Source organism: Pseudomonas sp. LBUM1672 (genome assembly GCF_059695655.1).
Genome location: NZ_CP166781.1, coordinates 5538544 through 5554606 on the forward strand (window position 1 = coordinate 5538544; position 16063 = coordinate 5554606).

A 16063-nucleotide genomic window follows, 5' to 3' on the forward strand; every position below is an offset into this window, starting at 1 on the left:
TTATCCTGTCGACACACAATCCTGTGGGAGCGGGCTTGCCCGCGAAGGGGCCCTCAAGCCGAGAGCATTTCCCGCAACACCCCACAATCCGCCGCATGCCAATCCGTCAATTCAGGCCAAGGGTTATCTGGCAAATTCACCAACACCGTGCGCGCCCCTGCCGCCCGACCGCAATCCAGATCAAAGCGGTAATCACCGACCATCACCATCTCGCTCGCCGGCACCTTCCAGGCCTCGGCCAGTTTCAGCAAACCACCGGGATGTGGTTTAGGCGGCGCTTCATCACGCCCCAGCACATCCTCCACCGCAAAGCAGTCGGCCAAGCCGATCGCCTCCAGTGTCACGTGCGCCAGTTCTCGGGCATTGCGCGTCAGGATGCCCAGGCGATAACCGCGCCCGGCCAACTCACGCACCAGCTCCACCGCACCCGGCGCCGCTTTCGAGCCCAACGCCAAATCGCGTTCGTGCTCCAGCAACCAGGCATGTTTGGCGGCCGCTTCATCGGCCGGCAGCGCGGCGAGGTGGGTCAGGATGTCGTCTTCGGCCGGGATTGCCAAGGCCACGCGGATCGCCGCGAAGTCATGCACGGCCACCGTCAGGGTGCCGTCCATGTCGAACACCCAGTGCCGCACCTCAGCCAGGCTCATGCCCAATCCTTGCGGTGACGGATCAAGCCTTCCTGCGTCACCGACGCCACCAGTTGCCCGGCACGGTTGAACACGCTGCCACGGGTGAAGCCGCGAGAGTTGCCGGCCCATGGGCTGTCCATCGCGTACAGCAACCAGTCATCGGCGCGCAGGTCCGCGTGGAACCACAGCGAGTGGTCGAGGCTGGCGACTTGCATGTCTTTCTGCCAGACCGATTTGCCATGGGGCTGCATCGAGGTGGTCAGCAGACCGAAGTCCGAGGCGTAGGCCAGCAGGTATTTGTGCAGCGCCGGAGAGTCCGCCAAGGCACCGTCGGCGCGAAACCAGACGTACTTGACCGGATCGGAAGGTTGCGGGTTGTAGGGATCTTTCTCGGTGATCGGTCGGAATTCGATCGGTTTGGGGCACAGAAATTTTTCGCGCATGTGCTCGGGAATCAGGTGCGCGCGCTGTTGGGTGAGTTCCAGTTCCGAGGGCAGGTTTTCCGGGCCGACCACGGTCGGCATTTCGGCCTGGTGCTCGAAGCCTTTTTCGTCGTACTGGAACGAGGCACTGCAGGTGAAGATCGGGTTGCCCTTCTGAATCGCCGTCACCCGGCGCGTGCTGAAACTGCCGCCATCACGCACCCGGTCAACCTGATACACCACGGGCAATGCGGAATCGCCCGGACGCAGAAAATAACCGTGCATCGAATGCACATGGCGCGTCTCTTCGACCGTCTGACTGGCCGCCGACAAGGACTGACCGATCACCTGACCGCCGAACAACTGGCGAAAACCCAGGTCCTGACTGCGGCCACGGAACAGGTTTTCTTCGATCGGTTCCAGGGTCAGCAAGTCGACCAGATCATCCAACACTTGGCTCATTCAGACTCTCCTCACACAAAGCATGCCGCGCAGTCTTGGCTGCGGCGGTCGATTCAGTTTATGGCCAAGGCCCATGGGGGCCATTGTAAACGTCCGTGCCTGCTTATCCATGCAAGGTTTGCAGCCATTGTTCACGGGTGATGCGGTACAGCACATGGTGACGCAGGGGATGATCGGCCGCGAGCTTGGGGTGTTCGAAATCATCGGCTGAATCATGGTGCATGCCGATGGCCTGCATGACTTTTTCCGAAGGCAGGTTGTCTTTGGCGGTAAACGACACGACTTCTTGCAGCGCCAACCGATCAAAGCCGCAGCGCAGAGCGGTCCACGCCGCTTCACTGGCATAACCCAGACCCCAATGCTCGCGCGCCAGGCGCCAGCCGATTTCGGTCGCCGGGGTGAACGGCGCGTCGAAACCGACCACACCGAGGCCGGTGAAACCGATGAATGCCCCGGTGTCCTTGCGCTCCAGCGCCCAGAGGCCAAAGCCATGCTCGGCAAAATGCCCGCGAATCCGTCCGATCAGCGAAGCACTTTCCAGGCGACTCAACGGCGCCGGAAAATAACGCATGACCTGTGGATCGGCACACATCGCCGCAAACTCCGGCAAATCCTCATCGCGCCACTGTCGCAACACCAGTCGCGCGCTCTCGAGTTCCAGTATCGGCTCCATCGTCTCTTCCCCTTTCCATGCCGCAAGTCTACAACGCTGGTAGGATCCTTCACTCATTCCTACCTGAATTCGTTATGCCGCTGCCGCTGATCTACCACGAAGACTACAGCCCTGAATTCCCGGCCGATCACCGCTTCCCCATGGACAAGTTTCGCCTGCTGCGCGATCACCTGGTGGACAGCGGCCTGACCCGGGACGTTGACCTGCTGCGCCCGGAACTCTGCCCCCCGGAGATTCTCGCCCTCGCCCATGACGCTGCCTATATCGAACGCTACATGAGCGGCGAGTTGTCCCGCGAAGACCAGCGGCGCCTCGGCCTGCCCTGGAGCGAAGCGCTGGCCCGGCGCACCGTGCGCGCAGTCGGCGGTTCGTTGCTGGCGGCGGAACAGGCGCTGGAACACGGGCTGGCCTGTCATCTGGCCGGCGGCACCCATCACGCGCATTACGACTATCCGGCGGGTTTCTGCATCTTCAATGACCTGGCGGTGATCAGCCATTTTCTGTTGGAAAGCGGCCGTGTGAATCGGGTGCTGATCTTCGATTGCGACGTGCACCAGGGCGACGGGACTGCACGGATTCTGCACAACACCCCGGACGCGGTGACCGTTTCCCTGCACTGCGAAAAGAATTTTCCTGCACGCAAGGCCGAAAGCGACTGGGACATCCCGCTGCCCAAAGGCATGGGCGATGCCGATTACCTGAAAGTGGTGGACGACGCGCTGAATTATTTGCTGCCGCTCTACCAACCGGACCTGGTGTTGTACGACGCCGGGGTCGATGTGCATAAGGACGACGCACTCGGTTACCTGAAGCTGACAGACGAAGGCGTAGCCGCTCGCGATGAAAGCGTGATGCGCCATTGCCTGGGGCGGGATATTCCGGTGGTCGGGGTGATTGGCGGCGGCTACAGCAAGGACCGCAAGGCTTTGGCGCGCCGCCACGGCATCCTCCATCACAGCGCGCAACGGGTCTGGCAGTCATCAGGTTGTCATTGAGGTGTGAGTCTTTACCCACAATGCCTGTGGAACTGTCTGTGGATAACCTGAGTGAAAGGGTCTGCAGGCCATGCGGTACTTAGCCTGCAACTCGGTGGTTGTTTTTTAACCACCTATTTTGAGCCCACCAATGCCCCTGTGGGAGCGGGCTTGCCCGCGATGAGGCCGGCACTTCCAACATCTTTATTGACTGACAGTCCGCTTTCGCGGGCAAGCCCGCTCCCACAGGGATCTGTACTGGTAGAATGCGCGGCTTATTCCGCCATACCGCAGCGCATTCCATGACCCAGCCCTCGACCTCCTCCCCTTCCCACGTCGCCATCATCGGCGGCGGCCCCGCCGGCCTGATGGCGGCCGAAGTGTTGAGCCAGGCCGGGATCAAAGTCGACCTGTACGACGGCATGCCTTCGGTGGGGCGAAAATTCCTGCTGGCCGGTGTCGGCGGCATGAACATCACCCACTCTGAAGCCTACCCGGGGTTTCTCTCGCGCTACGCCGAACGCGCCCCGCAAATTGCCCCGCTGCTTCGCTCATTTGGCGCGGATGCGTTGTGCCAATGGATTCATGACCTGGGCATCGAAACCTTTGTCGGCAGCTCCGGCCGGGTGTTTCCGACCGACATGAAAGCCGCGCCCCTGTTGCGCGCCTGGCTCAAACGCCTGCGAGACGCCGGCGTTGTTATCCACACCCGCCACCGCTGGCTCGGCTGGGATGACACCGGTGGATTGCGCATCGACAGCCCCGAGGGCGAAAAAACCATCAAGTCCGACGCCACCTTGCTGGCCCTCGGCGGCGGCAGCTGGTCACGCCTCGGTTCGGACGGTGCCTGGATGCTGCCACTGGAACAGCGCGGCGTAGGATTGATGCCGCTGCAACCGAGTAATTGCGGTTTCGAGGTGCAGGCCTGGAGCGACCTGATGGTCAGCAAATTCGCCGGTGCGCCGCTGAAAAACATCGCCATCGGCCTCAATGACGACGTGCCTCGCTTGGGCGAATGCGTGATCACCGCGACCGGGATTGAAGGCAGTTTGATCTACGCCCTCTCGGCACCGATCCGTGAAGCTATCAACGCGCACGGCTCGGCGACCATTCACCTCGACCTGTTGCCGGGCCGGCCTGTGGATAAAGTTCAGGCTGCGCTGAGCAAACCGCGTGGCTCCCGTTCCATGTCCAAACACTTGCACAGTCAGCTCGGGATTGATGGGGTGAAAGCGGCGCTGTTGCGCGAACTCACACCGGCCGAAAGCTTTGCTGATCCGGCATTGCTGGCCAGAGCGATCAAGGCACTGCCCCTGACGCTGGTCAAAACCCGTCCACTGGATGAAGCCATCAGCAGCGCCGGTGGCGTGATGTTCGAGTCGATGGATGAACGGCTGATGCTCAAGCAATTGCCTGGCGTATTTTGCGCGGGGGAAATGCTCGATTGGGAAGCGCCGACCGGCGGCTATCTGCTGACCGCGTGTTTCGCCAGTGGGCGCGCGGCGGGGTTGGGGATGGTGGAGTGGCTCAACCGCAAGGGCTGAAGACCGAGGCGCACCCATCGCGAGCAGGCTCGCTCCCACAGGGGATTTGTGGACGACACAGATCCAGTGTGGGAGCGAGCCTGCTCGCGATAGCGGCTTAATTAACGCCGCACATTTTATGGCTTCTTCTTGCGCGGCCCAGTGTTAAACACCGGCACCTTGCGCACAGGCTTGATCGAAGGCTCCGGCGTCGAAGCATCCCCGCTCTCCACCCACTTGCCCAGATTGCGTTTACCGCCACCGGAGGTCTTCGGCTTCTTCGGTTTTTTCGGCTTCTTCACCACCTGACCGCTGGCATCGGTATCCGGCACCCGGTGTTCAGGTTCGAAATCATGTTCCATCTGCCGCGGCAATGTCTGACGGGTCAACGTCTCGATGGCCGACAGCAGATTCACTTCATCGGCACAGACCAGCGAAATGGCCTGCCCGGTAGCGCCCGCACGGCCGGTACGACCGATACGGTGAATGTAGTCCTCCGCCACGATCGGCAAGTCGAAGTTGACCACCAACGGCAGGTCTTCGATATCCAGACCACGGGCGGCAACGTCAGTGGCCACAAGAATCTGCACTTCACTGGCCTTGAACCGGTCCAGCGCACGCTGACGAGTCGCCTGCGGTTTGTCGCCGTGGATGCCGTCGGCGTTGATGCCCAGGCCCTGAAGTTTTTCCACCAGCGCGTCCACGCCATTGCGGGTCTTGGCGAACACCAGCACCTGCTTCCACTTGCCCTTGCGCAGCAAGTGAATGAACAGCTCCGGCTTGCGCTTCTTGTCCACCGTCACCACCCACTGTTTAACGGTGTTGGCGGCGACGTTGCGCGGGCTGACTTCGATGCTCAGCGGATCGTTGAGCATTTGCCCGGCGAGGGTGCGGATCGCGTCGGAGAAGGTCGCGGAGAACAACAGCGTCTGACGTTTCTTCGGCAGCGCCTTGTAAATGTTCCCCAGCTCCTCGGAAAATCCCAGGTCGAGCATGCGATCGGCTTCGTCCAGTACCAGGGTTTGCAGCTGGTTGAACTTGAGGGCGTTCTGACGGAATAGGTCGAGCAAACGACCCGGCGTCGCCACCAACAGATCGACACCTTTGCGCAGCTTCATCATTTGCGGGTTGATGCTGACACCGCCGTACACCGCATAAGTGCTCAGCGGCAGGTTCTCGGCGTACTGACGCACGGCTTCGTGAACCTGTTCGGCCAGTTCGCGGGTCGGCACCAGGATCAGCGCGCGGACCGAGTTGGCGGTGACTTTCGGCCCTTCCATGGCCAGCAATTGCAGGAGCGGCAGCGCGAAACCGGCGGTCTTGCCGGTGCCGGTCTGGGCGGCGGCCATCAGGTCGCGACCGGCCAGCACCGCCGGAATGGCTTGCGCCTGAACCGGCGTCGGGGTCTGGTAGCCGAGCGTCTCGAGAGAGCGCAGCAAGGGTTCGATCAGGCCAAGGGTGGCGAAAGTCATGGGATTACCGTAGGAAAATTCAGCGCAGTTGTGCATAACGAGTGTGCAATGGCGCGCAGTTTACCCTAATTCACACTCGATTCTGTCTGCACCACGGCAGCCGGTCTTTGCGGAGCCCGGCGCCACTGCGGCAGACCGATCAACACCACCGCACTAATGATCACCATCATCGCCAACCCTTCTTCGATGCCGATGGTCTCGCCGACAAACACAATCCCCAGCAACACCGCGACCGCCGGGTTGACATAGGCATAACTGGTCGCCGCTGCCGGACGTACGTTTTTCAAGAGGTACATGTAGGCGTTGAAGGCGATGATCGAACCGAAGAAGGTCAAATAGGCCAAGGCTGCCCAGCCTTCGATTGGCGGCATGGCTTGCAGATGCTCGCCGCTCAGCGCACTGCCGATCAGCAACACCACGCCACCCACGAGCATTTCCACGGCACTGGCCATGGCGCCCTGAGGCAGCGGCAAGTGTTTGCTCCACACTGAACCAAAGGCCCAGGAAGCCGCCGCGAACACCAACAACAGCGCACCCAACGGGCTCGATTGCAGGTTGGACCCGAGGTTGAGCATGGCAATGCCGATCAGCCCGAGCACAATCCCGGCCCATTCGAGACGGGTATTTCGCGCGCCCCAGAAATAGCCGCAAAGTAAGGTAAACAGCGGCACCGTCGCCACCGCCAATGCCGCCACGCCGGACGCCACACCCATGTGCTCGGCCACGCTGACCCCGCCGTTACCGCAAGCGAGCAGCAAAATCCCGATGATCCCGGTGGCTTTCCACTGCGCCCAGGTCGGTGCCGGTGCCCCGCGCCAGCGCAGGAAGGCGTACATCAGCGTCCCGGCGATCACGAAACGGATACCGGCGAGCAGCAACGGCGGCCAGTACTCCACACCGATGCGAATCACCAGATAGGTCGAGCCCCAGATTACGTACAGGGCGAAGAAAGCGGCGATCAACGGTAACGGGAAACGGCGCATGGGCAGCTCGACGACAGGAAAATGTGAACAGCTATTCTAGAAAGGCCAGCGGCGTAAAATAAGTTACAAAACCTGTTTATAGCGCCAGTACACTTTTCAAATCACGGAGATCGGCGCTATAAACCGTGTTTTCGAAAGTCAGCCATTTTTCAGGAATACGACCATGGATAAATACGACCGCATGCTCCTCAGCGCCCTGCTGGAAAACGGTCGTGCGTCCTACGCCGACCTGGCGCGCAAGGTCAACCTGTCCGCCCCGGCCGTGGCCGAGCGCGTGGCCAAGCTCGAAGCCAGCGGGGTGATTACCGGTTACCAGGCGAAAGTCGACATGGCCAAGCTGGGGTTGCCGATCCAGTGCGTGATCGAACTGCGTTTGAACCAGCACGGCAACCAGAAGGCCTACGACGACCTGATCAAAATCCCACAATTGACGGAATGCCATCGGGTGACAGGTGATCCGTGCGTGATCATGCAAGCGGCGGTGGGCTCGATGCCGGAGCTGGAAGAGTTGATCAACCGGATTGCCAAGTTCGGGTTCAGCAAGACCTCGATTGTGCTGTCGAGCGCCATCGAGAAGCGCGTGCCGTTGGGGCAGCTGGAAGGGAATGGCAAAGCCTGAAACACCGCAAATCCCCTGTGGGAGTGAGCCTGCTCGCGATAGCGGAGTACCAGTCGACATCGATGCTGAATGATTAATCGCTATCGCGAGCAGGCTCACTCCCACAAGGGATTTGCAGTGTTTTCAGAACCCGCGATGGCGCTTGAGGCCAAATGTGCCGTCAGTTGGCCGCCAGTTCGGCATCGGCCATAGCCCGGCGAGCCTGACCAAAAACCCGTTCCCACAGATGTTACCTAATCCCTGTGGGAGCGGGCTTGCCCGCGAAGCGATCTGTCAGACGCCGCTGTAACTTGCAGGCAACAAACCCGGCATATCCCGTAGACGCACCCAAGGTTCCTTGCGCCAATGCAGCAGTCGCAGCGTTCCGCCCGCCCATTCCATCGCCCGCATATGCGGCGCTTGATTCGAAATGGACCCGACTTCCTCCCGCAACATCGGCACCACGTCGTGGGTCAGCCAACGTCGTAAATGGCGGTTTTCCGGGCAGTAGTGGTACACCAACATCGCGTATACGCCCGATTCACTCAGCATCAAGGTCTCTTCGAGGTCATCATTTCCGGACAGACACATCAGTTGCTTCTGATCCGCATCAAGCTTGAGCACTTGCCTTCCATTTATGTCCACACCCATCAATCGACCGATATCGCGGGCGCAAAACCAGGGCTCTGCGTGCAGCAAAAGTGCTCGCAGCTGGATGTGATGGCGGATGAATGTTTTGGGGGTGAAGTGAGCTGCGCTCGTAGCTGATTGCGCAGAGTCTTCGGGGGGATTGGGGGTAACTTTAATCATGGCGAATTTCCTACTGAAAGTTGGAGCCGCCAGCATCACTTGCAGATGATGGGTGGCAACTATGTGCGGGTCTGCAAGACCGAGTCAGTAGACAACCCCGGCAGACCCGAAGGTCTCCCGCACACAGCTACCATAAATCGATGGTCGCAAATAAAGCGACGCGATTATAGGTGTGCCGTTAGGCGTCTACCAAACTATCGGCGGGCTTGCAGTCCCGGTCGCTGAATTGGCAGCGACGTCCCAGAGGTTATCGATGCGACAGGTACGGGGCAAGACGGACAAATTCCTAATATTTGGTAGGAGCAATCGTCGATTTTGAGGCGTGGTTAAACACAAGGATTGAGATCGAACACCGACCTGTGGGAGCGAGCCTGCTCGCGATAGCGGTTCATCTTCAACAGTTATGTCGACTGACACTCCGTTATCGCGAGCAGGCTCGCTTGTATGTTTAGACTTGAAGGGGTGGGTGGGACTACAGACTCGATTCTGACTCTGACCAGTACAGACTGTGGGAGACTTCTCGTCCCGCCCCTTCTACCCAAAGCGCCGATAAGGAATTCATCGGTAAACCGACGATAGAGACAAGCCAGCGCAACGGTAGACCCCAACAAGCACTTAAACCCTAGCTCCGAGGATTCGTCATGACAATCCTTACTTCGCAGACGGTTGTTGGTATCGATATCGCCAAGGCCCAAATTGCTGTCTATCGCACCGACCTGCAAATCATTCAAGACATCAAGAACGATCGAACCGCCCTCAAGCGTTGGCTTAAAACCCTGCCTGCCCAAAGTGCTATCGCCGTTGAAGCCACCAACATCTACCACTTGGACACGGTAGAGCTGGCCCATGAGATGGGTCATCAGGTCTACGTGGTGGATGCTTATCGCGTGAGTCATTACCGCCGTGGCGTTGGCCAACGAGCCAAGAACGATCCCTGCGATGCGCGTTTGCTGGCGCGTTACCTGGAGAATGAACAAAGCAAACTGCGGGTCTGGAGCCCGCCACCCAAGGCCTACAGCTCGCTGAAAAGCCTGCTTCACAGACGTGCAACGCTGATCCAGAACCATGCTGGGCTGATGTTGAGTTGGGCCAATGAACCCTTGTTGAAGAAAGTGCAGGTCGCTCAGCAGAAGGCGTTCAAGCAAGCGGATCAGGCGATTCAGAAACTGCTGCGCAAGGTCAGCAAAGAGGCGGGAATTGAGGCGAATATTGATCGCTGCAAAGCCATCGAAGGCGTTGGGGAACTGACCGCAACCGGGTTGGCGACGACCTTTATGCGGGGCGATTTTGCGAACAGCGATGCGTTCATCGCATTCCTGGGAATGGACTTGGCAGTCGAAGACTCCGGCAAGAAGAATGGGCAGCGGTACCTGACCAAAAAAGGAGATCCGGAGGTTCGTCGTTTGGCGTACAACGCCGCAATGGCGGCGTGTCGCTCGCCTAAATGGAAGCCGTTTTACGAGGCATACCTGGCTAGAGGCTTCTCGAAAACCCAGGCCTTGGTTGCCTTGGCCCGAAAGCTCTGTCGAGTGGCATTTGCCCTGATGAAAAATCAGAGCGAATACCTGTCAGCCTGAGAATTCAGGGTTGCCGGGCAACATAGAATCTCCCACAGGGGATTTGCGGTGTTTTCAGAACCCGCGATGCCGCTTGAGGTGTTCGTTGATCTTCGCCGCCGGCACTTTCTGCAGGCTGACCAGCAAATCATGCGACAACTCGCGCAACCCATGCTTCTGCTGCAGTTCCTGAAGCAGATGCCCCGTCAGGTTGGCCGCCATTTCGGCATCGGCCATGGCCCGGTGAGCCTTGCCGGTGTTGGGCAGGCTGGCGAAGGTGGTGAGGGTGCCGAGTTTGTGGTTCGGCGCGGCGGGCATCAGGCGGCGGGCGAGGAGCAGCGAGCAGGCGAAGTTCTGCAAGCGGGTGCGCTTGATGCGGCTGAGTTCGAAGTCCCAGAACTTCTGGTCGAACGCGGCGTTGTGCGCCAGCAGCGGCGTGATGCCGACGAATTCGTTGACCTCGTTCATCACCTGCTCGGCCGATGGTGCGGTGCGCAGCATGGCGTTGCTGATGCCGGTGAGTTGTTCGATGAAGGCTGGCACGCGCACGCCGGCGTTCATCAGGCTCTGGTAACGCTCGACGATGCGCCCCTGTTCAAGGATCACCACGGCAATTTCCGTGGCCCGGCAGCTGCTGCTCGGGGAGATCCCGGTGGTTTCAAAGTCGATGACTGCTATGCGTTCCAAACCTGTTTCAACTCCGTAAAAATCAATTCTTGAGCAACAACGCGCCTTCGATCGGCACGTAGCGGCTGGCGGCGCGGATCAGCGAGTTGGCCGTCAGGCCCGGCACGCCGTAGGCCACGGCTTGCACGCCGTGCTTGGTGATGATGCGCTCCAGCAGCATGTCGAAGTCACCGTCGCCGGAGGCCAGCACCACTTCGTCGACGTGATCGGCGGCGTCCATGATGTCGAGGGTGATGCCCACGTCCCAGTCGCCCTTGGCTGAGCCGTCGCTGCGCTGGATGTAGGGCTTGAGCTTCACGACGAAGCCGAGGTTGCGCAGGATCTGCTGGAATTGCTGCTGCTTGCTGTCGCCGCGATCGATCGCGTAGGCATAGGCCTCTACGATTTCGCCCTGTTTGCTGATATCAGCCCACAACGCGGCGTAGTTGAAGTGGCAACCATAGGCCTGACGCACGGTGTAATAGAGGTTCTGGACATCGGCGAACACTGCGATTTTTTTCACCGTGCATCCTCTTTGGCGCAGTTGCGCGCAGGCTGGGTCAGGCACCAGGCCCGAAAAGTGGCCCAGTATGCCAGCCTGAAGGATTGTTCCGCGAATAATCGGCCCGAAGCATCTTGGAGCCTCGGACGAATGGCAACCTGTGGCGAGGGAGCGTGCTCCCGCTGGGTTGCGCAGCGGCCCCAAAGAAGGACTGCTGCGCAGCCCGGCGGGAGCAAGCTCCCTCGCCACGGGTTCAGTGTTACACCTGTAACGTTGAATCAGACGAAGGAATCGTCGTCGCCGCCAAAGAACGACGAGCTGTCATCGCTGTAGTCGGCGTCGGTAAAGCCGCCCTGATCACTGGAGTTGTCAGCCACACGCTGATCGTCGCCCGAGCCGTTGTCACCGCTCTGATCGTTGACCTGAGCCGGCTCTTCCTTGATGACTTCGACGATCTCCTGAGGTTGCTGATTACTGTGGAACAGGCTGCTGATGCCTTGCGCCAGCATCACGCCACCGGCCACGCCAGCCGCGGTTTTCAGGGCGCCGCCAAGGAAACCACTGCCAATCCCGGGGGCTTGCTGCTGCGGCGCGTAATTCTGCTGCGGCGGTGCGGCACCGAAGTTCTGTTGCTGTGGCGGCTGCGAATTGAACGACGGCCGCCCCGGCTCACGCCATCCACCATTGGAGGACGGCGCGCTTTGGGTAGGTGCGGGCTGCGGATCACGGGAGCCGCCGAATATACTCGACAGGAAACCACCGCTGGCAGGTGCCGACGGCTGAGCCTTGGCTGATTGCAGTTCAGCCTGCAATTGCTGCACCTGCTGAGCGAGTTGCTTGTTCTGTGCGTCGAGGCTTTTGAGGGCGGCCTCTTGAACCAGGATCGCCTGGGTCATGAAATAACCTGCCGCCGGTTGGCGAGTCAGGTGTTCCTTGATCCGCGCCTCGGCCTGGGCGTCGCGCGGGGCTGAGTCCGTTTCGGCCTGTTGCAGCCGGGAAAACAGTCCATCGATCAGGGTTTGTTCTTCGCTGTTCATGGCGACCTCGTAGATTGCCGGGAAAATCGTTGCCCTCGTCCACTGTGGATAAGGTGCTCTCCAGTAATGGGGCTGATACAGGATGTTTCAATGACCTTTACCGAACGTTTACGTTTGCGCCCCAAAGGGCTTCATCGGTTAAAGTGGGCCACTGCTTTCAACCTGCGATACCGACTGATGAATTCGTTCGATGTACTGCGTGACTCTCTGTATTTCTTCAAGCGCAATCTGGGCCAGATTGTGCGGTTGTGCCTGCCGCTGGTGATCTTCGAAGCGCTGCTGCAACAAGTGGTCGATCGCTCCACCGAGCCGGACAGCTTTCCCGGTATCAGCGTGATGGTCGGCTTGCTGGTCTATCCGCTGTACACCGCCGCACTGATCCTGTTTCTCGATGCTCGCAGCCGTGGCGAATCGCCAAGCACCCGCGAGCTGCTGTCGAGGTCGGCCTACCTGTGGCCGCGCTTCGCCCTGCTCACCGCCCTCAACACCTTGCTGATCCTGATCGGCCTGTCGCTGTATTTCCTGCCGGGCATCTGGCTGATGGTGACCCTGGCGTTTGGCGAATACTTGCTGGTGCTGCGCGGCCTGGCCCCGTTGGCGGCGATGAAGGAAAGCTTGCGCCTGACCCGCGGCCATTTCCTGCGCATCCTGGTGTGCATCCTGTGTGTGATGGGCCCGTTGTGGGTGCTCAGGGGCGCAACCCTCGCGATTTACCCGGAGCCGCAGAACCCGGTGATTTCGCTGCTGATCGACAGCGCGCACAGCTTCTTGCAACTGTTCACCAGCGTGGTGTTGTTCCGGTTGTTCATGCTGATTGCCGATGCGCCCGAGAAAATTGATCGACCGCTCTGACCCATGGGCTTAAGCCCGACGCTCGGTTATGCTCGGGCTCATCTTTTGTAACGCTATAAGCCGAGCCATGACCCGTCTACTGCGCTACACCCTGCTGGGCCTGCTGATCGCGGCAGGCCTGATTGCCTTACTCATCTACAACCTGACCTGGCGTCCCGAAGCCAAGGAAGCGTTACCGGTCAGCTGCAGCACTCAGGTGCCCACGCTGGTACCCGGCCAAGCGCTGAAAGTGATGACCTGGAACGTCCAGTACCTGGCGGGTAAACGCTACGTGTTCTGGAATGACCTGGCGCAAGGCGACGACGAAAGCCCCACCGCCGAAGACATGGCCTTCAGCCTCGACGAAGTGGCACGGGTGATTCGCGACGAGCAACCGGATGTGGTGCTGTTGCAGGAACTGGATGACAACGCCAAGGCCACCGATTACCAGAACCAGTTCAAACTGCTTCAGGAACGGGTCGCCGACCTTTATCCGTGCAGCGCTCACGCCTTCGATTGGAAGGCCGACTTCGTGCCACAGCCGCACATCTTCGGCAGCGTCGGCCGGCAACTGGCAACCCTCAGCCGTTTCCAGATCGAACACGCCGAGCGCCTGCAATTGCCGGTCGCGCCGGCCAACATCATCAGCCGCCAGTTCAAACCGAAAAACGCCTTGCTGGTGACTTACCTGCGGTTGAACGACGGCGGGCAGATCGCGGTGCTCAATACCCATCTGGACCGCGTCATCCAGCCTGATGAAACCCTGCAAGCCCAGGTAACCGCCGTAACCAAGGTGCTCGACAAGTTTGAAAGCCGGGGCACCCCGTGGCTGATCGGCGGCGACTTCAACCTGTTGCCCCTGGGCCAGTATCGACGCCTGCCCGAAGAACAACGCACGCCCTACTCCGCCGACAGCGCGCTGCATGTGCTGTGGGACAAATACCCGATGATCCCGACCAACAACGAAGCGAGCGGTGTTGATCGGGCACGGTGGCTGACCCACTACCCGAACGATCCAGGCTTGAACGGCCCGGACCGGACGGTTGATTACCTTTTCTACAGCCCGCGGATCAAACGGGTCGAGGCCATAGTGAGGCAGGACGATACGTTGCGGATTTCCGATCATTTGCCGGTGATTGCAAGGTTCCTCCTCCCGGCAGCGCCCTAACTTCGGTTAAACGCAAAACCTGTGGGAGCGGGCTTGCCCGCGATAGCGGACTGTCAGTCAACAAAGATGTTGGATGTGATGGCCTCATCGCGGGCAAGCCCGCTCCCACAGGAATTGCGGTGAACTCAATGTTCCTCCAGTTCATCATGCAGCAACCCGAAAATCCTGCGCTTCATCTCGATAAACGAACGTTCCATGACCATGTCCAAGGTCCGTGGGCGTTCGATCGGCACGTCCAGAATCTGCTTGATCCGCCCAGGCCTGGCGCCCATCACGTAGACCCGATCCCCCAGCAAAATCGCCTCGTCGATATCGTGAGTCACGAACAACACGGTCTTCTTGCTGTTGCCCCAGACCCGTAACAACAGCTGCTGCATTTGCAGGCGCGTCTGGCTGTCGAGCGCGCCGAACGGCTCATCCATCAGCAGGATCTGCGGGTCGTTGGCCAGCGCCCGAGCGATGGCGACGCGCTGCATCATGCCGCCGGACAACTGCTTGGCGTAGTTGTCGGCGAACCCGGTCAGGCCCACTTCATTGACGTAGTAATCGACGATCTCCTTGCGCTGAGCCGCCGCCATGCCGCGCCGCTTGAGGCCGAACTCGACGTTCTGCCGCACGGTCAGCCACGGGAACAGCGTATAGCTCTGGAACACCATGCCGCGATCTGCGCCGGGGCCTTGTACTTGCTGGCCGCCGACGTAGATTTCGCCTTCGGTCGGCTCATTCAGACCCGCCGTGAGGTACAGCAAACTCGACTTGCCGCAGCCCGACGGCCCGACCAGCACGGCGAATTGTTGATCCGGCACTTCGAACGATACCTGCTCCAGCGCGGTGAACATGCCGCCGTCAGGTTTCTGATAACGCAGGCTGACCTTGTCCACTTGCAGCCGTGGCGCGGCCTGCACCGGGGCGGCCGTAGGTGTGACGAAACGCGGGTTGACGGCGCTTACTGAGCCCATGCGGCAATCCTCAGACGTAGGAAACGGAACAGCTGATCGGTGACCAGGCCCAGCAGGCCGATGATCGCGATGGCCAGGAAAATCACATCCACTTGAAAACCGCGCATGGCTTTCAGGCTCAGGTAACCCAGGCCACTGGACGCGGCGACCAGCTCGGCGACCACCAGATAGGTCCACGCCCAGCCCATGGTTACGCGCAAGGTATCGAGCACACCCGGCAACGACGCCGGGGCGATCACGTGCAGCACCGCATCGCGGCGGGTCGAACCCAAGGTGTAGGACGCGTTGATCAGGTCCTTGGAGATGCCCTTGGACACGTCCGCAATCATCACCAGTTGCTGGAAAAACACGCCGAAGATGATCACCGACACCCGCTGTTCCAGACCGATGCCGATCCACAAAATGAACAGCGGCACGAACGAGGTCACCGGCAGGTAGCGGATGAAATTGACCATCGGCTCAAGGAACGCCTGGACGATACGGAAGCTGCCCATCAGCAACCCCAACGGCACGGCCACCAGCGACGAGACAATGAAACCGACCATCACCACTTCGAGACTGGCCCACACATGCAGGCCGAGGGTGCCGTCGCGGCTCAGGCGCACGGCGGCCTCGGCCACCGCACCCGGTGTCGGCAGGAACATGCCCGGCACCACGCCGCCGTAAGACAACCCGGCCCACAGGCCGATCAACAACACCCAGGCCAGCCCGCTCGCGCCCCAGATTACCTGCACCGGCAACCCGGTCTTGGGCGTGATGCAGCGGCTCAACCATGAATTGCGCTTGAACATGCGGACC

The 16063-nt window shown here is 60.2% G+C and carries 17 protein-coding genes; 6 read left to right on the plus strand and 11 right to left on the minus strand.

The window, feature by feature from the left end; genetic code table 11:
• Positions 1 to 53: 53 nt before the first annotated feature.
• The 3 genes from ACA053_RS25340 to ACA053_RS25350 form a co-directional block, all read right to left on the minus strand.
• A complete protein-coding gene (locus tag ACA053_RS25340; protein ID WP_497393957.1) occupies positions 54 to 647 on the minus strand; it encodes an HAD family hydrolase in 594 nt (197 codons plus the stop codon).
• Positions 644 to 1513 (minus strand): acyl-CoA thioesterase II, encoded by an 870-nt coding sequence (gene tesB / locus ACA053_RS25345; RefSeq protein WP_109635054.1) that lies wholly within the window; start codon positions 1511 to 1513, stop codon positions 644 to 646. The genes ACA053_RS25340 and tesB overlap by 4 nt, the downstream gene beginning before the upstream one ends.
• A gap of 103 nt (positions 1514 to 1616) precedes the next feature.
• Positions 1617 to 2186, minus strand: coding sequence for a GNAT family N-acetyltransferase (locus ACA053_RS25350; protein WP_497393958.1), 570 nt, complete (start codon positions 2184 to 2186; stop codon positions 1617 to 1619).
• Between the two features lie 74 nt (positions 2187 to 2260).
• Here ACA053_RS25350 and ACA053_RS25355 point away from each other — a divergent pair, with 74 nt between their 5' ends.
• A complete protein-coding gene (locus tag ACA053_RS25355) occupies positions 2261 to 3181 on the plus strand; it encodes a histone deacetylase family protein (protein ID WP_497393959.1) in 921 nt (306 codons plus the stop codon).
• 281 nt (positions 3182 to 3462) lie between these two features.
• Positions 3463 to 4704, plus strand: a complete 1242-nt coding sequence (locus tag ACA053_RS25360) for a TIGR03862 family flavoprotein (RefSeq protein WP_497393960.1) — start codon at positions 3463 to 3465, stop codon at positions 4702 to 4704.
• Positions 4705 to 4820: 116 nt separating this feature from the next.
• Here the strand turns inward: ACA053_RS25360 and rhlE1 are convergent, their stop codons facing one another.
• A complete protein-coding gene (gene rhlE1 / locus ACA053_RS25365; RefSeq protein WP_497313866.1) occupies positions 4821 to 6155 on the minus strand; it encodes an RNA helicase RhlE1 in 1335 nt (444 codons plus the stop codon).
• Between the two features lie 65 nt (positions 6156 to 6220).
• Positions 6221 to 7144 (minus strand): drug/metabolite exporter YedA, encoded by a 924-nt coding sequence (gene yedA, locus ACA053_RS25370; protein WP_497396245.1) that lies wholly within the window; start codon positions 7142 to 7144, stop codon positions 6221 to 6223.
• Between the two features lie 157 nt (positions 7145 to 7301).
• Between yedA and ACA053_RS25375 the strand changes: the two genes are divergently transcribed.
• Positions 7302 to 7757 (plus strand): Lrp/AsnC family transcriptional regulator, encoded by a 456-nt coding sequence (locus ACA053_RS25375; protein WP_497393961.1) that lies wholly within the window; start codon positions 7302 to 7304, stop codon positions 7755 to 7757.
• Between the two features lie 273 nt (positions 7758 to 8030).
• Here the strand turns inward: ACA053_RS25375 and ACA053_RS25380 are convergent, their stop codons facing one another.
• Entirely contained in the window at positions 8031 to 8546 is a 516-nt protein-coding gene (locus ACA053_RS25380) for a BRO-N domain-containing protein (RefSeq protein ID WP_497313870.1), read from the minus strand.
• A 641-nt stretch (positions 8547 to 9187) separates the two neighbouring features.
• Between ACA053_RS25380 and ACA053_RS25385 the strand changes: the two genes are divergently transcribed.
• Positions 9188 to 10123, plus strand: a complete 936-nt coding sequence (locus ACA053_RS25385) for an IS110 family transposase (protein ID WP_497312732.1) — start codon at positions 9188 to 9190, stop codon at positions 10121 to 10123.
• Positions 10124 to 10177: 54 nt separating this feature from the next.
• On the opposite strand, the gene ACA053_RS25390 is transcribed toward ACA053_RS25385, so the two are convergent.
• The 3 genes from ACA053_RS25390 to ACA053_RS25400 all read right to left on the minus strand — a co-directional run bounded on the left by ACA053_RS25390 (position 10178) and on the right by ACA053_RS25400 (position 12307).
• Positions 10178 to 10789, minus strand: a complete 612-nt coding sequence (locus ACA053_RS25390) for a 3'-5' exonuclease (RefSeq protein WP_109635068.1) — start codon at positions 10787 to 10789, stop codon at positions 10178 to 10180.
• Between the two features lie 22 nt (positions 10790 to 10811).
• A complete protein-coding gene (locus ACA053_RS25395) occupies positions 10812 to 11291 on the minus strand; it encodes a LabA-like NYN domain-containing protein (protein ID WP_008149222.1) in 480 nt (159 codons plus the stop codon).
• Positions 11292 to 11548: 257 nt separating this feature from the next.
• Positions 11549 to 12307 (minus strand): DUF2076 domain-containing protein, encoded by a 759-nt coding sequence (locus ACA053_RS25400; protein ID WP_497393962.1) that lies wholly within the window; start codon positions 12305 to 12307, stop codon positions 11549 to 11551.
• Positions 12308 to 12484: 177 nt separating this feature from the next.
• On the opposite strand from ACA053_RS25400, the gene ACA053_RS25405 reads away from it, so the two are divergent.
• Positions 12485 to 13159, plus strand: a complete 675-nt coding sequence (locus ACA053_RS25405; protein WP_497393963.1) for a YciC family protein — start codon at positions 12485 to 12487, stop codon at positions 13157 to 13159.
• 67 nt (positions 13160 to 13226) lie between these two features.
• Positions 13227 to 14306 carry an endonuclease/exonuclease/phosphatase family protein gene (locus ACA053_RS25410; protein ID WP_497393964.1) on the plus strand — a complete coding sequence of 360 codons (1080 nt, stop codon included), beginning with the start codon at positions 13227 to 13229 and terminating at the stop codon, positions 14304 to 14306.
• Between the two features lie 125 nt (positions 14307 to 14431).
• Here ACA053_RS25410 and ACA053_RS25415 read toward each other — a convergent pair whose 3' ends face one another.
• A complete protein-coding gene (locus ACA053_RS25415; protein ID WP_497313878.1) occupies positions 14432 to 15265 on the minus strand; it encodes an ABC transporter ATP-binding protein in 834 nt (277 codons plus the stop codon).
• Entirely contained in the window at positions 15253 to 16056 is an 804-nt protein-coding gene (locus ACA053_RS25420) for an ABC transporter permease (RefSeq protein ID WP_109635077.1), read from the minus strand. The genes ACA053_RS25415 and ACA053_RS25420 overlap by 13 nt, the downstream gene beginning before the upstream one ends.
• Between the last annotated feature and the right edge of the window lie 7 nt (positions 16057 to 16063).